The sequence below is a fragment of the Campylobacter volucris genome (genome assembly GCF_008245045.1).
GTDB classification, from domain to species: Bacteria; Campylobacterota; Campylobacteria; order Campylobacterales; family Campylobacteraceae; genus Campylobacter_D; species Campylobacter_D volucris.
In genome coordinates, this window is record NZ_CP043428.1 from 1,092,644 (window position 1) to 1,111,411 (window position 18,768).

Consider the following 18,768-nt stretch of genomic DNA (forward strand, 5'->3'; position numbering starts at 1 on the left):
GATTATCCTTTATTTTTGACTAACATTTCTAAATTTAAAGCACCATCTAGCAAGGTTTGTTCATCATAAGCCTTACATACAAATTGAGCTGAGATATTTAAACCATCTTTATTAGTAGCAATTGGCACGCTAATACCACCAAGGCCAGCCAAATTCACCGAAATTGTAAATACATCTTCTAAATACATTTGAACTGGACTCTTACAAGCTCCAAAGTCAAAAGCCACGCTAGGAGTTACAGGCATAAAAATCAAATCACAATCACTTAAAATCTCTTCATATTTTTGCTTAATAAATCTCCTAGCTTTTTGAGCTTTCACATAACAAGCATCATAATAACCACTACTTAAAACAAAAGTTCCAAGTAGTATTCTTCTTTTTACTTCCTCTCCAAAACCTTCACTTCTGCTCTTAACATATAAATCATTTAAATTTTCACAATCTTGACTTCTGCGTCCATAACGAACTCCATCATAACGACTTAAATTTGCACTTGCTTCAGCTGCTGCAATGATATAATAAGTAGCAACATCAAATTTAGAATCCATCAAATCTTTATAAACTATCTCATGATTATTTGCTTTTAACATATCAATAGTTTTTAACAAAGCTTCTTTCACATCATCATTAGTTTGCTCTATGTAATTTTTAATAACAGTAATTTTTAATTTTCTATTAGCATTTAATTTTGGCGTAGTTGGTTCAAAAGCTATATTAGCACTAGTGCTATCTTTTTCATCATATCCAGCTATAACATCATATAAAATAGCCGCATCTTCTACATTTTGCGTTAAAACTCCTATTTGATCAAGGCTCGAAGAATATGCTGCCAAGCCGTATCTACTCACTCTTCCATAGCTTGGCTTAAATCCTACACATCCACAAAAAGCAGCAGGTTGTCTTACAGAGCCTCCTGTATCTGAACCCAAGCTTGCTAAGGCTATACCTGCAGCCACAGCTGCTGCACTTCCACCACTACTTCCACCAGGAACTTTTGTGTGATCGAGTGGATTTAATGTTTTACCATAAAATGAAGATGCACTAGTGCTACCCATGGCAAATTCGTCCATATTGCATCTTCCAAAAGGAGAAAAATTATGTTTTCTTAGACTAGTAATTACACTAGCATCATAAGGAGCAACATAACCTTGTAAAATTTTAGAAGCACAAGTTAATTCCCAATCTTTCACGCTAATATTATCTTTAATTGCTATAGGTACCCCTGAGCCTGAATTTGTCAAATCTTTACCCAAAAATTGCTCTACATAAGCACCTAAATGTTTTTGCTCTAATGCTTTTTGATTTAATTCTTTTTTTAAATTTTCTAACTCTTCTTGTGAAAATTTTAAAGCCTCTTTTAAAGTTACCATTATTTATCCTTAAATTTTTTAACTACATAAAATAAAACCAATATAGCAAGTAAAAAACATACTACAGTAATAACTACCACGCTAAAAGGCAAAGCTTGTTCAAACATTTTTTTCTTTTTCAACCCCACTACATCTTGGACACAAACATTCTACTTCTTTTGCTAAAAATTTCCAACATCTTGGACATTTATGCAATGAAGATTTAACTATCCTAAAGCTGACATTATCTACTTTAAATTCAGCTAAAGCTTCTTTATCATCAAGATTTTCAACCAAACTCACCATAAACCAATCTGAAATTTCTTCTAAATCTTCACTTAAAAGCTCATTTGCACTAGTTTGTAAATTTAACTCTAGTGTTGATTTTATAAGTTTTTCTTTTTTTAATCCATCAATAATTTCAAAAAATTTCTCTCTTGATTTGATAAATAATTCATCTTCAATTTTAAATTCATATTCAAAACCATTTTTTAATATTAAGTCAAAAACATCTTTAGCATTTTCTTTTATAGCTATATTTGCATGCTCTAAAGCTTCATCTATAGTGTAAGTTAAACTTGGAGCTAAAAGTGTAAAAAGTTTTCTAGCTATTAGCACCATTGCACTTTGCGCGCTTACTCTTTTAGCATCATCTTTAGCATTACAATACAATCTATCTTTGCAAATATCAAGATAAATTCCACTTAAATCCGCACTTAAAAAATTTAAAAGCACACTAAAACCTTTTGCAAATTCATATTTTTCAAAAGCATTTTCACAAATTTCAAAAGCATTTTTAGCACGCATTAAAATCCACTTATCTAAAAGAGTGAAATTTTTAGTTTCTACAAATTCTATGTCATTGGTATTTGCAAGTAAAAATCTTATGGTGTTTCTTATTTTTCTATATTGCTCGCTTACTTGTTTTAAAATATTATCTGAAATTTTAAGATCGCTTGAATAATCACTCAGCATAATCCAAAGTCTTAAAATCTCTACTCCATAATTTTTAGCAACATTTTGAGGCAAGATGACATTGCCTTTAGATTTACTCATTTTTTGACCTTTTTCATCTACGGTAAAACCATGAGTAAGTATATTTTTATATGGAGTTTTATGATTGATTGCAGTGGAGATTAAAAGAGAGCTTTGAAACCATCCACGATGCTGATCGCTTCCTTCAAGATACATAGAAGCTTGATATTCTCCTGCGTCGTATCTGTTGGAATTTAACACTGCTTCCCAAGTACTTCCACTATCAAACCAAACATCTAAAATATCATAAACTTTTTCTAAATCATCAGGATTATATTTGCAAGAATTTGGTAGTAAATCTTTAATTTCTAAATCCCACCAAGCATCAGCCCCTTTTTCTTCAAAAATGCTCACTAAATGATCTAAAATTTCTGTATCAAAAATCACTTCTTGAGATTTTTTATCTCTAAAAAATGCTATAGGAACCCCCCAATCTCTTTGTCTTGAGATACACCAATCAGGGCGATTTTCTATCATGGAACTAAGTCTTTTCACACCACTTTCTGGATAAAATTTAACACTACTTAACTGCTCTAATGCTAATTCTCGTAAAGATTTTGAGTCAAGTTTTTTCTCGTCCATTAAAATAAACCATTGCTTGGTTGCTCTATAAATAACAGGTTTATGAGTTCTCCAACAAAATGGATAAGAATGAGTAAATTTTGAACTTTCAAGCAAAGAATCCCCTAAAAGTTCTAAAATACGCTCATTAGCTTTAAAAATATGAAGTCCTATAAATTCATTTAACAAATGCTCTGGTAAAAGTTTTTTAAGCCTTAAAGTTTCATCATAACACCCACCATCATCCACAGGCATAATTACTTCAATGTCATATTTTAAACACACATAATAATCATCTTCCCCATGCCCTGGAGCAGTATGCACAAGCCCTGTTCCACCATCCATTAATACATGATCACCTAAAATCAAAGTAGATTTTCTTTGATTGAGTGGATTGATAGCACTTAAATTTTCAAATTCAGCTCCTAAAAGCTCTTTTTGAATTTTTCCTTCACTAAAGCCTTTATTTACCATAGTTTCAAGTAAATCCTTAGCAAAAATAAAACCTTCTTGAGTGATGACATATTTTTCATTTGGATTTAAAGATATAGCTTGATTTGCAGGTAAAGTCCATGGAGTAGTAGTCCAAATAACTGCTTTTGCATTTTTAACGCCAAGTTTTTGGCAAGAAAGCTCATCTAAAGCAAAAGCTACAAATATAGAATAATCTTCTTTATCTTCATACTCTACTTCAGCTTCAGCCAAAGCACTCTTAGCAGCCCAACTCCAAAACACAGGCTTACTTCTTTCAAGCAAAAGCCCTTTTTTAGCAATCTCGCATAAAGCTTTATAAATATCTGCTTCAAAAGCATTTTTCATAGTTAAATATGGATTATCCCAATCTGCAATCACCCCTAAAGATTTAAATTCATCTTTTTGGATATTTACAAATTCTTTAGCATGTTCTCTACAAAATTCGCGAATTTCTTTTTTGCTTAAATTTTGTTTTTTATCTTTTAATTTCATTTCAACTTGTTGCTCAATCGGCAAGCCATGACAATCCCAGCCTGGAGTAAAACGCACTTTTTTACCTTGAAAATAATGCATTTTAATGATGATATCTTTTAAGATTTTATTTAAAGCATGACCGATATGTAAGTGTCCATTTGCATAAGGAGGACCATCATGTAGGGTAAAACTCTCACTAGCATTTTGTCTTTTTTGTTTCATTTTTTCATAGGCATAATTATTTTCAAACCATTTGTTAAAACGCTTAGGTTCAAGCTCTGCTAAATTTGCGCGCATAGCAAAAGTCGTATTAGGCAATAAAAGCGTATCTTTATAATCCATACATTCACCTTAAAATAATAAAAATGGTAAATTCTACTTAAAATACTTTTAATTTGCACTTATTTTTTTGTTATAATCATAATAAAAAAGGAATTTTATGAAACATTTAATCATTGTAATTGGTAATGAATTAATTATTAATGAAAATTACATGCGTTATATTTATGAAGAATACAAAAAGCAATTTTTAGAACTTCATGAAATCAAATTTATCAACAAACCCGACAAAGAACTTCCTTTTTTACTACAAAATCTTGCTCAAGAATACAGCTACATCAGTATATTTTGTATCAATGAGCACTATGCTACCATAGCAAAAATTTTGGCCACTCTTAGCGATGATACACTTATTTTAGAAAATGACACCCTAGTTCCATCTAAATCAAACAATGTAAAAAATAGCTTTTTAATCACTATAGATGATTGCTCTATCAATTTACTTAATGCAAATATCGCTTCAAAATTGCCTCAAATTTTAAACAAACCTGAGTTAAATTATGCCCACTTTTGTCTTTTAGATATCGATGAAATGAGTGCAAATCTTTTACTTGATACTTTGACAAAATCTTTTGAAATTCAAACTAATTCTAGTGCTTTGCTTGAAAATTTAATATGTATTCGCGCAAGTGCTAGTCAATATGGAAAATTAGAAGGCTTTTTAAAAGGGGTTTTTAAACTTTTTAATACAAAAGTATTTTTAGGAAATGATCCTATCAAATTTATCACAAAAAAACTTTTAGAAAAAAATCTAAAAATTTCTTTTGCTGAAAGTTGCACAGCAGGATTATGTGCTTCAAAACTAGCCCAATTTGATGGAATTTCAAGCATTTTTGAAGGCTCTTTGATAACTTATTCTAATCGTTTAAAAAATTCATGGCTTGGGGTAAGCAATGATACCTTAGAAAGTATAAGTGAGTATTCTGATAGATGTGTGTATTTTATGCTAAAAGGTGTATTTAAAACAGCAAATCCTGATTTTGCCTTAGCAATTAGTGGAGTAGCTGGGGAAAATAATGATAAAAACACCAAAGCTGGCACCATTTACATAGGAGCCATGTATAAAGATGGGACATTTTTGCAAGAATGCATCCATATACAAGGCAATAGAAACTACACAAGAGAGCAAGCTTGTTTAGCTGCTTTTTGTTTGATGTTAAAATTAAAACCTGAAATTTTCTTTGGATTTTAAAATTAAAAATACAATCCAGTGCTCAAATATAGTTTCATCCTATGCTCATCATCATATTTGTATTTATGCAAAGCTCTTGCTACATCTAATTTGATGTAGTATTTACTTGCTTTGTTATATAGTATTTGCAATCCTACTGCATCTAAAAAATGCTCATCTGCTAATCTATTTCCTGAGTCTTTTTCATACCAAGCATAACCTACATCATAAAAAGGGGTAAAATATAAATTAGTGTTTGGTATATTTATTCTTATACCAAAATTAGCTATTATGGTATTATCTCCACTGCCCTCTCCATCGCCATAAGCTCTTACCCCATAAGCTCCACCTAAAAACGAGCTTTCAGAAGGATCAAGCTCAAAATTTCCTAAAACTTTTTGATAATTGATATTGATAGTATGAGTAATATATTCATTAATACTATAATAATTATTCACACTAGCATTTAATTTTCTAAACCAACCAAATCCATTAGAATCGCTTTTAGATGTATCTCCAAATATAGTGGTTCCATCATCATTAACTTTGCCCACACTTACCTTAGCACTATAACTAAAAGTATTGTTTTCAAAAGATCTAAGCAAACCTTCCAAACCCATACTTCCTACATTAGAACTTTTATCAAAAGTTAAAATATCTGCGGTTACATCGCTAAGTATTTTATGATAAAAACTAGAGGTAAAATACAAAGATGAATAAGTATCAATCCACACAGGATAAGAAAAATCCACTCCAATATTTCTTGAAGTTCCGCTAAAACCTAAACCTTCATAATCTCCACCCAAAGAATAGCTTCCTTGAGATATACTTGGAGTAATTTTTAAATTCCCTAAAAAGAAAGTATAATTAGCTCCATAATTGATTTGACTTTCATTGCTTGATTGTAAATAAAAATTATAATAATCTCCCATATTAAATATAGAGTTAAACCCCATACTAATACCAGCTCTATACTCTCCTGTATTTTTGTTACCATAGTTATCCGCATATAATAATACATTAGCCTTGGTAATTGGCTCTACTTCTATAACCACATCAGTTTCACCTAAATTTACACCTGCTTGCAAGCCTGCTAGAGTTTGCAATCCATACATTTCATTGACTTTATACACACTATCTTCTATGAGTCTAGTAGAAATGATTTTATTTTTAATTCTTTGATTTAGCTTACTTTCTATAAAATGATCTTTGATGGTAGTTTTATTTTTAATAATATAACTACCTAACACTCCTAAAGATATATTAATTTGAACATTTTCTCCATCAAATTCTTGTTGAGGGATATAAGCTACCGCCGCAGGATAACCATTTACTTGAAAATAATACGCAATAAGATTACAAATATCTTGCAACTCTTGTAAATTTAATGCTGTAGTATCAAACTCTCTTATCAAATTTTGTAAATCTTCTTCTTTCATACCTAATTTTTTAAAACTAACATTTTCATTAGTGATAACAAATTTATATTTAATACCAATTTTACTTTCTTTATCTTCTGTTTTTATTTTGTTTTGTTGTTCGATTTTTTCTTTTAATTCTTCTTTTTTGTTTTCAAATTCTTTTTTGTTTTCTTGCATTTTTTCGTATTCTTGTTTAGTTTTTAAATTTTCTTGTATAGCTTTATTTTGAGGGATATTTCTATCAGGAGATAATTCTATAATTTTTTCTATATTATTACTAGTCTCAACAAAGCTTTCATTGGCATATATTAAAGAGCTAAAAGCTATAGTGCTAAGCAAAATTTTTTTCATACATTATAACCTTATATTTGATAAATATTTTTGGATTAATATAATCTTCATAAACTACTAGAAAAATCTAGTAGTTTAAAGATTAAATGCTACTTGCAACACAAGGATTCATAGTTTTATAATCATCATTTACTATGCAGATTTTAACACCACTTTTTAATGATTTTTCTTTCACCTCTGAAGTTGTTTCTTCAGATTCAACTTTTTGCTCATTGCCAGATGAACTATTTAGCGAATAACTACTACTATCTACACTTACATTTACATTTCCACCAGTGCTGATATTTCCATTGTTATTGTTGTTATTTCCTGCATTTATGTTGCCACCAATATTGCTATTGTTATTGTTTCCTATATTTATATTGCCGCCAGCATTTCCATTTCCATTTCCATTTCCATTTCCATTTCCATTTCCATTTCCATTTCCATTTCCATTTCCATTTCCATTTCCGCCATTGTTTCCATTGTTTTGGCTATTATCTGCTCCTACTACATCTAATTTAGGATTATACAAAGCTTGAACATTGTTTAATTTACCTTTTACGGTAAAAGCTTCTTTTGATTGCTCGCTAGCTTGTTTTTGCCAAGATTCTAGTTTTGCTTGTTTTTCATTTATAGCAGCAAATAATTCTTTACTTTGATTATCTAATGCATCTATTTGAGTTTTTAAAGCATTTAATATTAAATCATTTTCATTTTTTAAATTTTCATTTATTTCTTTAACACGATCATTGTATTGTTTTGCAAGATTTTCAAGTTCTTTTTGAGTAGCTTGTAATTGTGCAAAAAGATCTTCAGATTCATTAACTAGATTTTTCAAATCAGTATTGATAAATGCTTTGAGTACATGTTCATCGCTTTTGATTTTTTGAAATTTATCATAAACTAACGAATATTTTGAATCAAAACCTTCTAACAACTCTTTCATACCTTCTTGGCCATACAAAGCTTCTAAAAAAGACATGCTTTGAATTACACTATCTGTTACACCAGATATTTTAAAATTTTTATCTGCTATATCTACAAAGTATCTTCCATTTAAAATGTCATTTAATATAGCATTTAAATCTTCCTTGCTAATTACATCATCTTTTTCTAATTTCACGCTATTAGAGCCAAGATTAGATGAAGTAAAATCAGGGATAGTCACAGATGAAAAAATATAATTTCCTTTATCATCTCTAGATACTTTCAAACCATCTTGTGTAAGCCATTGATTGAAATATTCATCAGTGGTGTCGGTATATCTATGGTAATCTCTCTCATTAGGATGATAATATTTAGATACCTCTGGAGAAGCAAAAATACGTACTGCACCAGTATTACCTCCCCATACACCAATATCTAAATACTTACGTGCAGATGGAAGACCTTCAATTTGAAAACCGTGAAGCCAAGTATCTGGAAGATACATATATATTACTAAATTTGTTTGAACCATAATCTGAACTAGAATAAGAATTATTTGCAAAAACTGATGCAAAAGTCTTTGAATAATTACTGTTATTAGATAACTGTATACTACCTATTTTATACAAAATAATATTATTAAACCTATTCCCTCCTTTACTTACAGTACCAGCAAACCCACCAGATGTGGCCGGTAATTCTCTACCTTGTGCTATTATATGTCCTATATTATTTATAGCAATATTGTTATAAGTGCTTTTTGAAGTTCGACCAACAAAACCACCAGCTTCACCTCCATTATATGAATATATTTGTCCAATATTATTCAAGGTGATATTATTAAAATTAGACCCAATAGATGTCGCAGCAAAACCACCGCTATCACCACTACTTGAAGCATCTACTCTTTGAATATTATCTATAATAATATTGTCAAATTTAGAGCCACCAGCATAACCAACAAGACCACCAGAACCAGCGCCAACTCTCTTTATAGTTTCTATAGCAATATTATTAAATGTAGAATTACTAGCATAACCAACAAGACCTCCTCCGTAACTATCATAATATCTAGAAGATACATCTCCTACATTATTTATAGCAATATTATTAATTGTAGCTCCATTAGCATAACCAACAAGACCACCTATATGAGCATTATACTGTCCATCTATGCTTTTGATATTATTTACAGTAATATTTTCAATTTTGCTCAGATAAGCCTCACCTACAAGACCACCAACTTTACCAGTTGTTGTATTATCCCGATTAAATAATGCAGATATGTTTTTATTGTTAAAATCTAGATTGATATTTTTTAATATTGCTTTACTGCCAGTAGTTACAAATATACCTGCATTTCTGCTGGATTTAGTACTTGCAATAATTTGCATATTTTTAAGCGTATATCCTTGCCCATCGAATACCTTCTGAAAGTCAACAATCATCGCATGGTTTGCAGTTACTCCGTTTAAACTAGCTTTATCTACAAGATTGCGTCCACCAAAATCTATATTATCTACTAGTCTAAATTCTTCAACTTTTTTAGTGTCACCTATATTGTAATTCCATCCTCTAACAAAATGCAACCATTCTGTAAAATTTTCACTCTCACTTCCCATATTACCTATGGTGATAATTGCTTTTAAATTTTTAAGATCAGCTGTGTTTTGAGTTCCTTTATATTCTACGCCGTTTAATTTCACTGGATTTTTTGCAATTGTATATCCACTCTCAGCAAAATCAATCATTTTATTTTGCGTATAGACATTTTTGGCTGTTATATCAGCAGAAGGTGCTTTAAATTCTGCATTTAGACCTAAGTATATATCATTACCCACTAGATGTGTTTTAGAATCACTTGTGCTACCTATTTGTCCTTGCACATCTATTTTATTGCCTATGAGTAAAATATTGTTTGCATTAAGATTACCCATATTTACTACTTCACCTTGTTTGTTTGGTTTAAATACAGGTGAGAAAGTCAAACCATCGCTAAAATTTTTTATATTAGCAAATGAACTTAACTCTTTAGTGTCCATAGAAGAAGTGGATGCTACAAAGCGATTTGCGTTTATAACCCCTGTTTTAGTGATGATCACTCCATTTGGATTGATTAAAAACACATTGTTGCCACTAGCATTTAACAAACCTGCTATGGTAGATTTATTAGTTCCTTGGGCTATGTTTAGGTAGTTTTTATTGCTACCATTAAAATTAACCGTTTCACCATGGTTTATATTAAAACCACCGCCCCATTGTATAACAGAGCTAACCTTGTTTCCATGAATATTCATGGTATTACCATTTACACTAATGCTTCCGCTAGTTCCATGGGTAAATTTACCCCCACTAGGCAAAGCCATTAATGGAGAAAAAAGCAATGAAGCTGTTATACTTGAGAGTAAAACATGCTTTGCAATTTTTCTTGTTTTTTGCATAAAGTCTCCTTTAATATTTATTTAAATCATAAAGATTTACAAAATCTATTGCATTAAATCCACTACTATGCTTTTAGCATCTTTACTAACACTTAAAGTGTATTTAGCTTTTTGTGGTTTTTTGATATTTTCATTTAAACTATAGTGATTTTTAGCTATAGTTTTTAATAGATTTTGTAAATCTTTTTGATTTAAAAGTCTATTGTTTTCATTTACAAATCCTTTTTCGCTATGCATTAAAACAAATTGATTTTTATTTAATTTCTTATCGATATAAACATTAATAGAACTATATTTGCTAATATCAATAGCTTTTTTAGTTTTTAAATAAGTATTGACATCATCTTTTAAGATAAAACTATAATGATCAAAATAATTAACCAAATTTGCACGAATATTTGTATTTAAGACTAAATGGTTATCAGTATTTACTTTGTGTTTTAAACTTTTATATGTAAAAGTATTGTCAGTTTTTGTTTGTAAAATACCCCCTGCTAATACATCTATGCTAGTATTATCAAAAGTATTTATAGCACCGCTTAAATATAGTGTATTATCATGACTTACATCTTTTTCGTTTAACACACCTGAAGCACTTATAAAAATAGCATTAGAATTTTTATATTGATCTATATTTAAATTTGATATATGGGTAAAATTATCATGAGAATTTTTAGAAATTCCTGCACTAATTACTATTTGCCCTTCTTTTTGATCAGAAGCTGTGCTTAAAGATGTATCATTAATAATGATTTTATTATTAGCACTTTCTTCATTAGCAGTGATCGTATATATATTTTCATAAGCAGCACTAGAAAATCCTTGAATATTTAAAATATTGCTATTTGCTTTTATATTAGCTTTTAAAATGATTTTAGAGCCCTGATCTATACTAGAAGTATTAGATAAAAATTTCACTGCTTGATAAGAAATGGTATTTTTAGCTAGCTCATCTGCTTCTATGGTAGTGGTTAAATTTTTATTTGATTTTACATTGTTTAAATTTATAGTATTACCACTAGCACTATTTGCATAATAATTTTTACCATCTAAAGGAAATTTAGCAACACCATATAAATATAAAGGTATAGCTATATTTGAATCGCTAATGCTAATGCTATTATTATTAGCTTTAGAGCTTAAAGTTTTAGCAGCTATGATTTGAATTTTATCTTGATGATTTTGTGCAACACTTTTTTGAGTCAAATCTCCTTTAATATTAATAGCATTTCTATTTGCACCTTTAGTAGCTATACCACCATAAAAATTAAATTCATTTTTACCTATAAAATTAAAACTAATCTCAAGTGGTTTTTGAAGATGGACATTAATAGTATTATCATTAGCTATACCATTATTTGTAAAACCTGCATAAAAATCAAACAAAGCTTTTACTTTTACATTGGTATTTAGGATAAATGAATTTTGTAAATCTTTAATATCTATAGTGTTTTTATAAGCATTTCCTTTAATGATTTTACCACCATAAATTTCTCCAGCTAACACTGCATTATAAGCCAATGGAGCATTTTTGGTATCTACTGTTAAATCTAGTTTTAAATCATTAATCAATACACTATTATTGCTTACTTCATAACTTTGATTATTATTAACATCTACAAAAGCTCCACCTAGATGAGTAGCAGACAAAGTAGAATAAGCTCCGCTTGGACCATGCACTAAAAAAGAAGCTCCATCGATGATAACTTTGTTATTTTTAGCATTTGCATTATAAGTCATAGCACCTAATATATGAGTCATTCTTTCATCAAATATATTATCTCCGAATATACTTTGTTTATAAGGAGTGGTATGAAAATCTATTTTTGCACCTTTGTTTAAGATTACGGTATTGTTATTTGTATTTGCATCTATCCCAAAAGCACCTAAGATATAAGGAGCTCCATTTAAAGGTAAAGTATAAGTATTTTCAACACCCATATTGACATAAGCATCTTTTAAAAAGTTTAAAGTATTATTGCTAGCTTCACCTTTTCTAGCTATAGCTGGGGTGATTAAAAAATTATATCTATTATCTAAACTACTAGCTTTAGGATTGGCTAATTTTTTATCTGTTGGTTTTAAAAAATACACCGAAGATAATTCTCCTGCTTTTAATATTAAAGTATTATTGTTAGCTTTGGCATTAAAAACATATGCAGAAGTTAAAAAAGGTATATAGCCGATTTGATTTAAAATAGCATTTTCAGAATTTGAACTATGAAAACCATTTATTACAAAAATATCTTCTTTGATACTTGGAGTAAGTATGTCTTGTTTAAAATTTAAATCATTCATATTTGAATAAATTTTGTTTTTAGGATTGTCATAAACTAAAGTAATGTTTGATAAATTTTGATTTGTGGCTATTTGTCCGTAAAAATTTTTACCATTTAAAAATTTGTAAGTATTGAGATTATAATCATAAACATCGCTATTGTTAAATTTATATTCTTTGATTATATAAGCATTGGAAGTTTTATCATATTGAGCTTGAACGGCTGCTTCTAAACCGCATAAAGAAAAAATCAATAAGGAATAAATTTTAAAAAGATTAAATTTTAAAAAGCGAGGTTTTAAATGAAAATTATCGTTCCCCCCCCCCGGAAGAGAATATTTAACCATGTTAATTCCTTGTAATTATATGTTTAATGTTTGTTGTTAGTAATTTTAATTACTAAAATTTTCGAAAATTTACTTAAAAAAATATTAAATATTACTTAAATTATTAATGATAATGAAACATTAAAATAACACTGCGAGTTTTAAGCAAAAATTATTCCCAAAGCTTTGATAAAAGATGTTTTTAAAATTATAAATTTTGCAAAGATTTGATTTTATTTTCCAAAATATTTTTTGGAGTAAGTCCTATAAATTTTTCATTTAAATTACCATTTTCATCATAAAAAACAATCACAGGCACTCCAAAAATTCCACCACTTGCTTTAGATAAAAAATCACTTGCTTTAAGTTCATATAAAAGCAGTAATTGCAAATTTTTATCTTTAGCAATTTTTTGAGCTTCTTGTAAAGTTTTTGTTCCGTTTAAAACAGCTATAAAATGAAAATTTCTTTCTTTATAAAGTTCATTGAGTATAGGAATTTCAATCTCACAAACTCCACAATCTTGCGTAAAGAAAAACAAAGCATAAGGAGCATTGAAATCTTTAATATTTAAAGTCTTTTTAAAGCCATCATACTCAAAAGCGTAATTTACATTTGAATTTAAAGTTTTAAAATCATTATTACAAGCACTTAATAAAATCAAAGCCAAGAAGAAATAGAAGCTTTTAAATACGACCATGGTTTTTCTCCTATAATCTTATCTTGCACAATGTTATCTTTAATAATAAAAGTAGTAGGAACAGCAAAAATGCTAAATCTTTGCCATGAAATATCTAAATCATCTTCTAAAAAAATAATATTTTGATAATTAAATTTTGTTACAAATTTTTTAAATTCTTCACCTTTATCTATAGAATCTACGGCTAAAATGGTAATTTTTTGAGGATATTCACTAGCTAATTTTTCCAACAATGGCAAATCTTTCAAACAAGAAGCACATCCTTGCTCTACAAAAGTTAAAACAACTAAATTATCAAAATCAGCAATTTTTACTTTTTTACCCTCTATGGTTTTAGCTGAAATTTCTGGAGTTTTTAATCCTACCTTACCTCCATTTTTGTTGCTATTTTCCAAACATGCACTTAAAAAAAATGTGCAAAATAATGCTAAAAATATAGCTTTAATTTTCATTTTTCATCACTCCATGACTTAAAATAATAGTCCTATCAGCAAATTTAGCTACATCTATATTATGAGTGATTAAAATTATAGTTTTACCATCTTGCTTTAATTTGCAAAATAGTTCTATAATGTTTTTTTCATTTGCCTCATCTAAATTTCCCGTAGGCTCATCTGCTAATAAAATTTCAGGATCATTTACTAAAGCCCTAGCTATACAAAGCCTTTGTTGCTCTCCTCCGCTTAATTGACTTGGTAAATGAGAAAGTCTATGTGAAAGTCCGACCTTTTCTAAAGCTATTATAGCATCATTTTTTTCCACACAAGAATGATAATATTGAGCCAACATTACATTTTCTAAGGCATTTAAATAAGGTATAAGATGAAATTGTTGGAAGATTAATCCTATTTTTTCTCTTCTTATGATGCTTTTTTCTTCTTCGTTTAAATTTTGTATTATTTGATCATCCAAAAGATATTCTCCACTACTTTGCGTATCCATCAAAGAAAGTATATTTAAAAGTGTTGATTTACCAGATCCTGATGGCCCCATTATAGCAAGCCATTCTCCTTGTTTTACTTCTAAATTTATGTTTTGCAAAGCCTTAACTTCGTTAAAATTACGATTTAAATTTGAAATTTTTATAATATTTTTCATTATTCGCCTTTTAAATTTTCACATACATTGATTTTTAATGCTTTTTTTAGTGGTAAAAAACTTGCAAAAAATGCAAAAATCAAAGAAACTACCACAGCAAAAAGCACAGAAATAAACCTAAAATCTATACTTGCATTAAAAATTAAATATCCAAAAATATTTGCTAAAAAATACCCACTAAAAGCACCAAGAAAACTAGCGCCCAAACTCAAAATCAAAACTTCTACTCCAAAAAGTTTTAAAATTTGATTTTGTTTTGCTCCTAATGCTAGATGTAAAGCTATTTCTTTTTTTCTTGAAAAAATTACAGCACTAAGAGTAGTATTTACGCTCAAAGAGCTAATGAGCAAAATCACTATACTAATTAAAGCCATCAAAGCTTTCATTTTATCTAAAATTAAACCTTCACTTATAGAAACAGATGAAATAGGCTTAGCTTCAATGTTTTCTGCGCTAAGTTCTTTTGCCTTTTGGCTTAAATGTTCATAATCTCCAAAAACTATAGCTTGAGCATAATTAATCACTTCTTTAAAAGCTAATTCTTGAGCTTTTTTTAAAGATATGATCAAAACCCCATCTTGCTCATCATTGCTTCTTAAAATCGCTTTAATTTTTACCTTAACAACTTTAGAAATTTCAGGGTTATAAATTTGTAATTCTTGTCCTATCTTAAGTTCTAATTGCTTTGCTAAATCAACACCAACAAAAGCACTATCTTCACTAAAATCACTCAAAGAAAAACTTCCTTTTAAAACTTCTATAAAAGGCTTAGTTAGTTTTAAATTTGAAAAATCCGTTCCCAAAACTACTGCACTTGAGCTTTCAAGATTATAAAAACCATATAAAAATGGAGTAAGAGCTTTTGCTTTTAAATTTTCTTTTATTTGCATGAATTCTTGCATACTTAAAAATTCATCATTTTTAGGAGTGATGATAAAATTAGCCCCATAAGCTTTTAATTCTTTGGATAATTTAGTATCTATATCAAAATAAATATTAAAAAACGAAGAACTAACCATAGCTCCAATAAAAATAGCTATAAATATAACACTCACTCGTTTATAAGAAAAAATGAGTGATTTAAAAACTTCTTGTATGAAAAAATTATTTGCCATATAAAACCTCTGAAGTTGAAAGTTTTGAAATTTCTTTGATTGAAAACAAACACCCTAAAAGCACTATAAGCACTGCAAAAAATACACAAAGTGGTAAAATCACCCAAGAAATCACAATAGTATGCGAAAAAATACTCAAAGCTATAAATTCTGAAACAATCACGCCAAAAATAAAACCAAAAATAGCTCCTATAAAAGCTATCACTATACCTTCTAATACAAAAATCATATAAATTTGCAAAGTACTTGCACCAAGTGCTTTTAAAAGCCCTATTTCGCCTTTTCTTCTAAAAATATCTGCACTCATTAAAGATGAAATCGCTATAGAAGCCACAATCAAACATATAATGCTAACTACTGCCATTAAAGATTGAATTTTATTTACAATTAAACTTTCAGCATCTGATATAGCACTAATTACCTTTGTGCTAGCACCTTTAAAATCCTCTGCTATTTGATAAGCAATAGAACTAACATAAGCTGTGCAATACCACTGATCATACTCAAGCTGATCAAGACTATCTACATCGCGTCTTGCTTTTTGAGCTAAGTCATTTTCAGGTATAGTCAAAGCTGATACTTCAGCTTTTGCAAACAAACCTGCTTTATCTAAAATTTTTTGAGATAAAAGCAAAGAAGTGATGATTTTATTAGAAAATTCATCCACTAAATCTATAATGCCAACTATTTTAACTTTAAAAGTTTTATCATTTTTTACCAGTTTAATCTCATCGTTTAAATTTAAATGATATTTTTGAGCTAAATCTTTACCTATGATAATTTCATCTAAACTATCATCTTTTGGGTATCTTCCATCTATTTTTGCGAATTTGTATAATTCTTCTATTCCTGCATAAAAATCATCATCATCTTCAATTTTAATAGCCTTGTTAAAATATGTCCCTAATAATGCAACATCATTAAAAGAATTTTCTTTGGTTTTTAAAGTAATTTGAGAATTTAAAAATGGTGAAAATGCGTTGATGTTATTGCGCCAAAATATCTCTTTAATCGTATGAAGTTTATTTTCTTCTAAAAAATTTTGATTTTTCAAAGACTCATAAATTTTATTTCCAACCTCTACGCTTAAACTTGCTCCTTTTGGTAAAACTAAAATATTAGAACCATAGCTTCTTAATTCCTTGGCAAGTTCATTGCCTATACCTAAAGTGATATTAAGCATGGTAGAAATTAACAAAGTAGCTAAAAAAATAGTAAAAATCGCTAGAAATTTTTGAATTTTATTTTGAAAAATAGAATTTTTGACAATCTTAACTTGCATAATCATTTCCTAAAAAATTATGGATTCTATATTTAGAGCTTTTATTAGTATCTGTATATTTTTGCGGATCGTTTTTAAACTCTTCATAATTTTTTTCATTAGCAAAAAAATAAGTTCTTCCTTTATATACATAGCTTTTGTGTGCTTTTAGATTGATAAGTTCGGTATGATCGATTGGATCATATACTTTTTTTTCTACTACTTGAGTGAAAAAATTTACTCCATTTAAAATTTCAGAAAAAGGGATGATAACCTTACCATTTTCAAATTTATACTGCATAGGGATGGGATTACACCCTCCAGCTTTTCCAACACTTGGTAAAAAAATTCGCACATTGCAAGAAATGCAAATTAATTCTCCATCTTTTTTGATATAGCCCATATCTCCACAAATACTACAAGCATCAAATACCGCTACAGGAGAGTCTTTGTCTTCTCGCTTGTTAATAAGAAAAAATCTCACAACTTTTCCCTCATCGCTAATATAAGCAAATCGATGGAGTTTATTATCTCTTAAAATTTCTACATTAAATACAAATTCATCATTTTCATTTGGCTCTACATAAGTTGGCTCATCTATACTTATAGGCTTTGAAGCGTGCAAATCATAAAACAATAAAATTCCAAAACTTAAAATACCTGCACAAAATACACTTGCGCAAAAATTAGTGATTTGAAAATTTTTTGCTTGAATTTTGCGAAATTTAATATCAAAATCTTTAGCTTTTAAAAAGTTATCATTTTTCTTTTTAAAAGCTAAAATCATACTCACTAAAACAAAACCTAACAAAATATAAGGATAAAAATGCACATAATACACACTCTTTGCTACATAAGTTAGATACAAACTTTGCGTTTCTATAACACCTGTTCTCATTAGATAAAGTAAAATTTTTGCCAAAGATTCATTAAAATAAAAAATACAAATTACTATCAAAAATACATTTAAAATTTTAAAATTAAATTCCCTCGCCCAACATATAAAAAGATAAAAACCAACACATAAAATCAAAGCAAGTAAAATCAAAGAAAAAGAATTAATCGCTAAAGAGTCTATCAAACTAGAGCTAAATAAAGGAAAATCTACAGAATTTGAAAAATATTTCACACCAAATGTAAAAGATAAAAGCAAAATTAAAACGCTTTGTATTGCATTTTTACAAAAAATATTTTTTATAAAATATAAAAAAAGTATTGCTAAGCTTGCAAATGCTAATAAAATTGCATTAAAAAAATTCAGTATATCATAGGCTAAATTTTTTGCACTAATAAAAAATGCAAAATATGCAAATACAAATCCTACAAAACTAAGCTTAAAAACAAAAAATTTGTTTAATTTATAAAAGGCCAATGCACTCAAAAATGCATAAGGAAAAACTGCTGTAAAAAAATGTATAAAATAAATTGACATTGTTAAACTCTTAGATAAAATTTATGTAAAAAA

General features: G+C 28.7%; 13 protein-coding genes. 1 reads left to right on the forward strand and 12 read right to left on the reverse strand.

What is annotated here, in order from left to right; translation table 11 throughout:
* Positions 1–2: 2 nt before the first annotated feature.
* Together gatA and ileS are read right to left on the reverse strand one after the other, a co-directional pair.
* Entirely contained in the window at positions 3–1,370 is a 1,368-nt protein-coding gene (gene gatA, locus CVOLT_RS05750; protein ID WP_039665860.1) for an Asp-tRNA(Asn)/Glu-tRNA(Gln) amidotransferase subunit GatA, read from the reverse strand.
* A gap of 99 nt (positions 1,371–1,469) precedes the next feature.
* Complete coding sequence (gene ileS, locus CVOLT_RS05755) at positions 1,470–4,235, reverse strand: isoleucine--tRNA ligase (RefSeq protein ID WP_039665861.1); 2,766 nt, start codon at positions 4,233–4,235, stop codon at positions 1,470–1,472.
* Positions 4,236–4,332: 97 nt separating this feature from the next.
* Between ileS and CVOLT_RS05760 the strand changes: the two genes are divergently transcribed.
* On the forward strand, positions 4,333–5,424 hold the full coding sequence (locus CVOLT_RS05760) for a CinA family protein (RefSeq protein WP_039665862.1): 1,092 nt from the start codon (positions 4,333–4,335) through the stop codon (positions 5,422–5,424).
* A gap of 2 nt (positions 5,425–5,426) precedes the next feature.
* Here CVOLT_RS05760 and CVOLT_RS05765 read toward each other — a convergent pair whose 3' ends face one another.
* The 10 genes from CVOLT_RS05765 to CVOLT_RS05810 all read right to left on the reverse strand — a co-directional run bounded on the left by CVOLT_RS05765 (position 5,427) and on the right by CVOLT_RS05810 (position 18,735).
* Positions 5,427–7,175, reverse strand: a complete 1,749-nt coding sequence (locus CVOLT_RS05765) for a ShlB/FhaC/HecB family hemolysin secretion/activation protein (RefSeq protein WP_039665863.1) — start codon at positions 7,173–7,175, stop codon at positions 5,427–5,429.
* 82 nt (positions 7,176–7,257) lie between these two features.
* Positions 7,258–8,589, reverse strand: coding sequence for a coiled-coil domain-containing protein (locus tag CVOLT_RS05770; RefSeq protein ID WP_149104687.1), 1,332 nt, complete (start codon positions 8,587–8,589; stop codon positions 7,258–7,260).
* A complete protein-coding gene (locus tag CVOLT_RS05775) occupies positions 8,549–10,525 on the reverse strand; it encodes a two-partner secretion domain-containing protein (protein ID WP_039665864.1) in 1,977 nt (658 codons plus the stop codon). Before CVOLT_RS05775 ends, CVOLT_RS05770 begins: the two co-directional genes overlap by 41 nt.
* 45 nt (positions 10,526–10,570) lie before the next feature.
* Complete coding sequence (locus tag CVOLT_RS07970; RefSeq protein ID WP_052243182.1) at positions 10,571–13,150, reverse strand: hypothetical protein; 2,580 nt, start codon at positions 13,148–13,150, stop codon at positions 10,571–10,573.
* A gap of 187 nt (positions 13,151–13,337) precedes the next feature.
* Entirely contained in the window at positions 13,338–13,799 is a 462-nt protein-coding gene (locus tag CVOLT_RS05785) for a TlpA family protein disulfide reductase (RefSeq protein WP_052243183.1), read from the reverse strand.
* Positions 13,790–14,281, reverse strand: a complete 492-nt coding sequence (locus CVOLT_RS05790) for a TlpA family protein disulfide reductase (protein ID WP_052243184.1) — start codon at positions 14,279–14,281, stop codon at positions 13,790–13,792. Before CVOLT_RS05790 ends, CVOLT_RS05785 begins: the two co-directional genes overlap by 10 nt.
* A complete protein-coding gene (locus CVOLT_RS05795) occupies positions 14,271–14,927 on the reverse strand; it encodes an ABC transporter ATP-binding protein (protein WP_039665866.1) in 657 nt (218 codons plus the stop codon). The genes CVOLT_RS05790 and CVOLT_RS05795 overlap by 11 nt, the downstream gene beginning before the upstream one ends.
* Positions 14,927–16,042: an ABC transporter permease gene (locus CVOLT_RS05800; protein WP_039665867.1), complete on the reverse strand. Its 1,116-nt coding sequence runs from the start codon at positions 16,040–16,042 to the stop codon at positions 14,927–14,929. Before CVOLT_RS05800 ends, CVOLT_RS05795 begins: the two co-directional genes overlap by 1 nt.
* Positions 16,032–17,324 (reverse strand): ABC transporter permease, encoded by a 1,293-nt coding sequence (locus CVOLT_RS05805; protein WP_039665868.1) that lies wholly within the window; start codon positions 17,322–17,324, stop codon positions 16,032–16,034. The genes CVOLT_RS05800 and CVOLT_RS05805 overlap by 11 nt, the downstream gene beginning before the upstream one ends.
* Complete coding sequence (locus CVOLT_RS05810) at positions 17,314–18,735, reverse strand: ferrirhodotorulic acid ABC transporter membrane protein (protein WP_039665869.1); 1,422 nt, start codon at positions 18,733–18,735, stop codon at positions 17,314–17,316. The genes CVOLT_RS05805 and CVOLT_RS05810 overlap by 11 nt, the downstream gene beginning before the upstream one ends.
* Positions 18,736–18,768 lie beyond the last annotated feature (33 nt).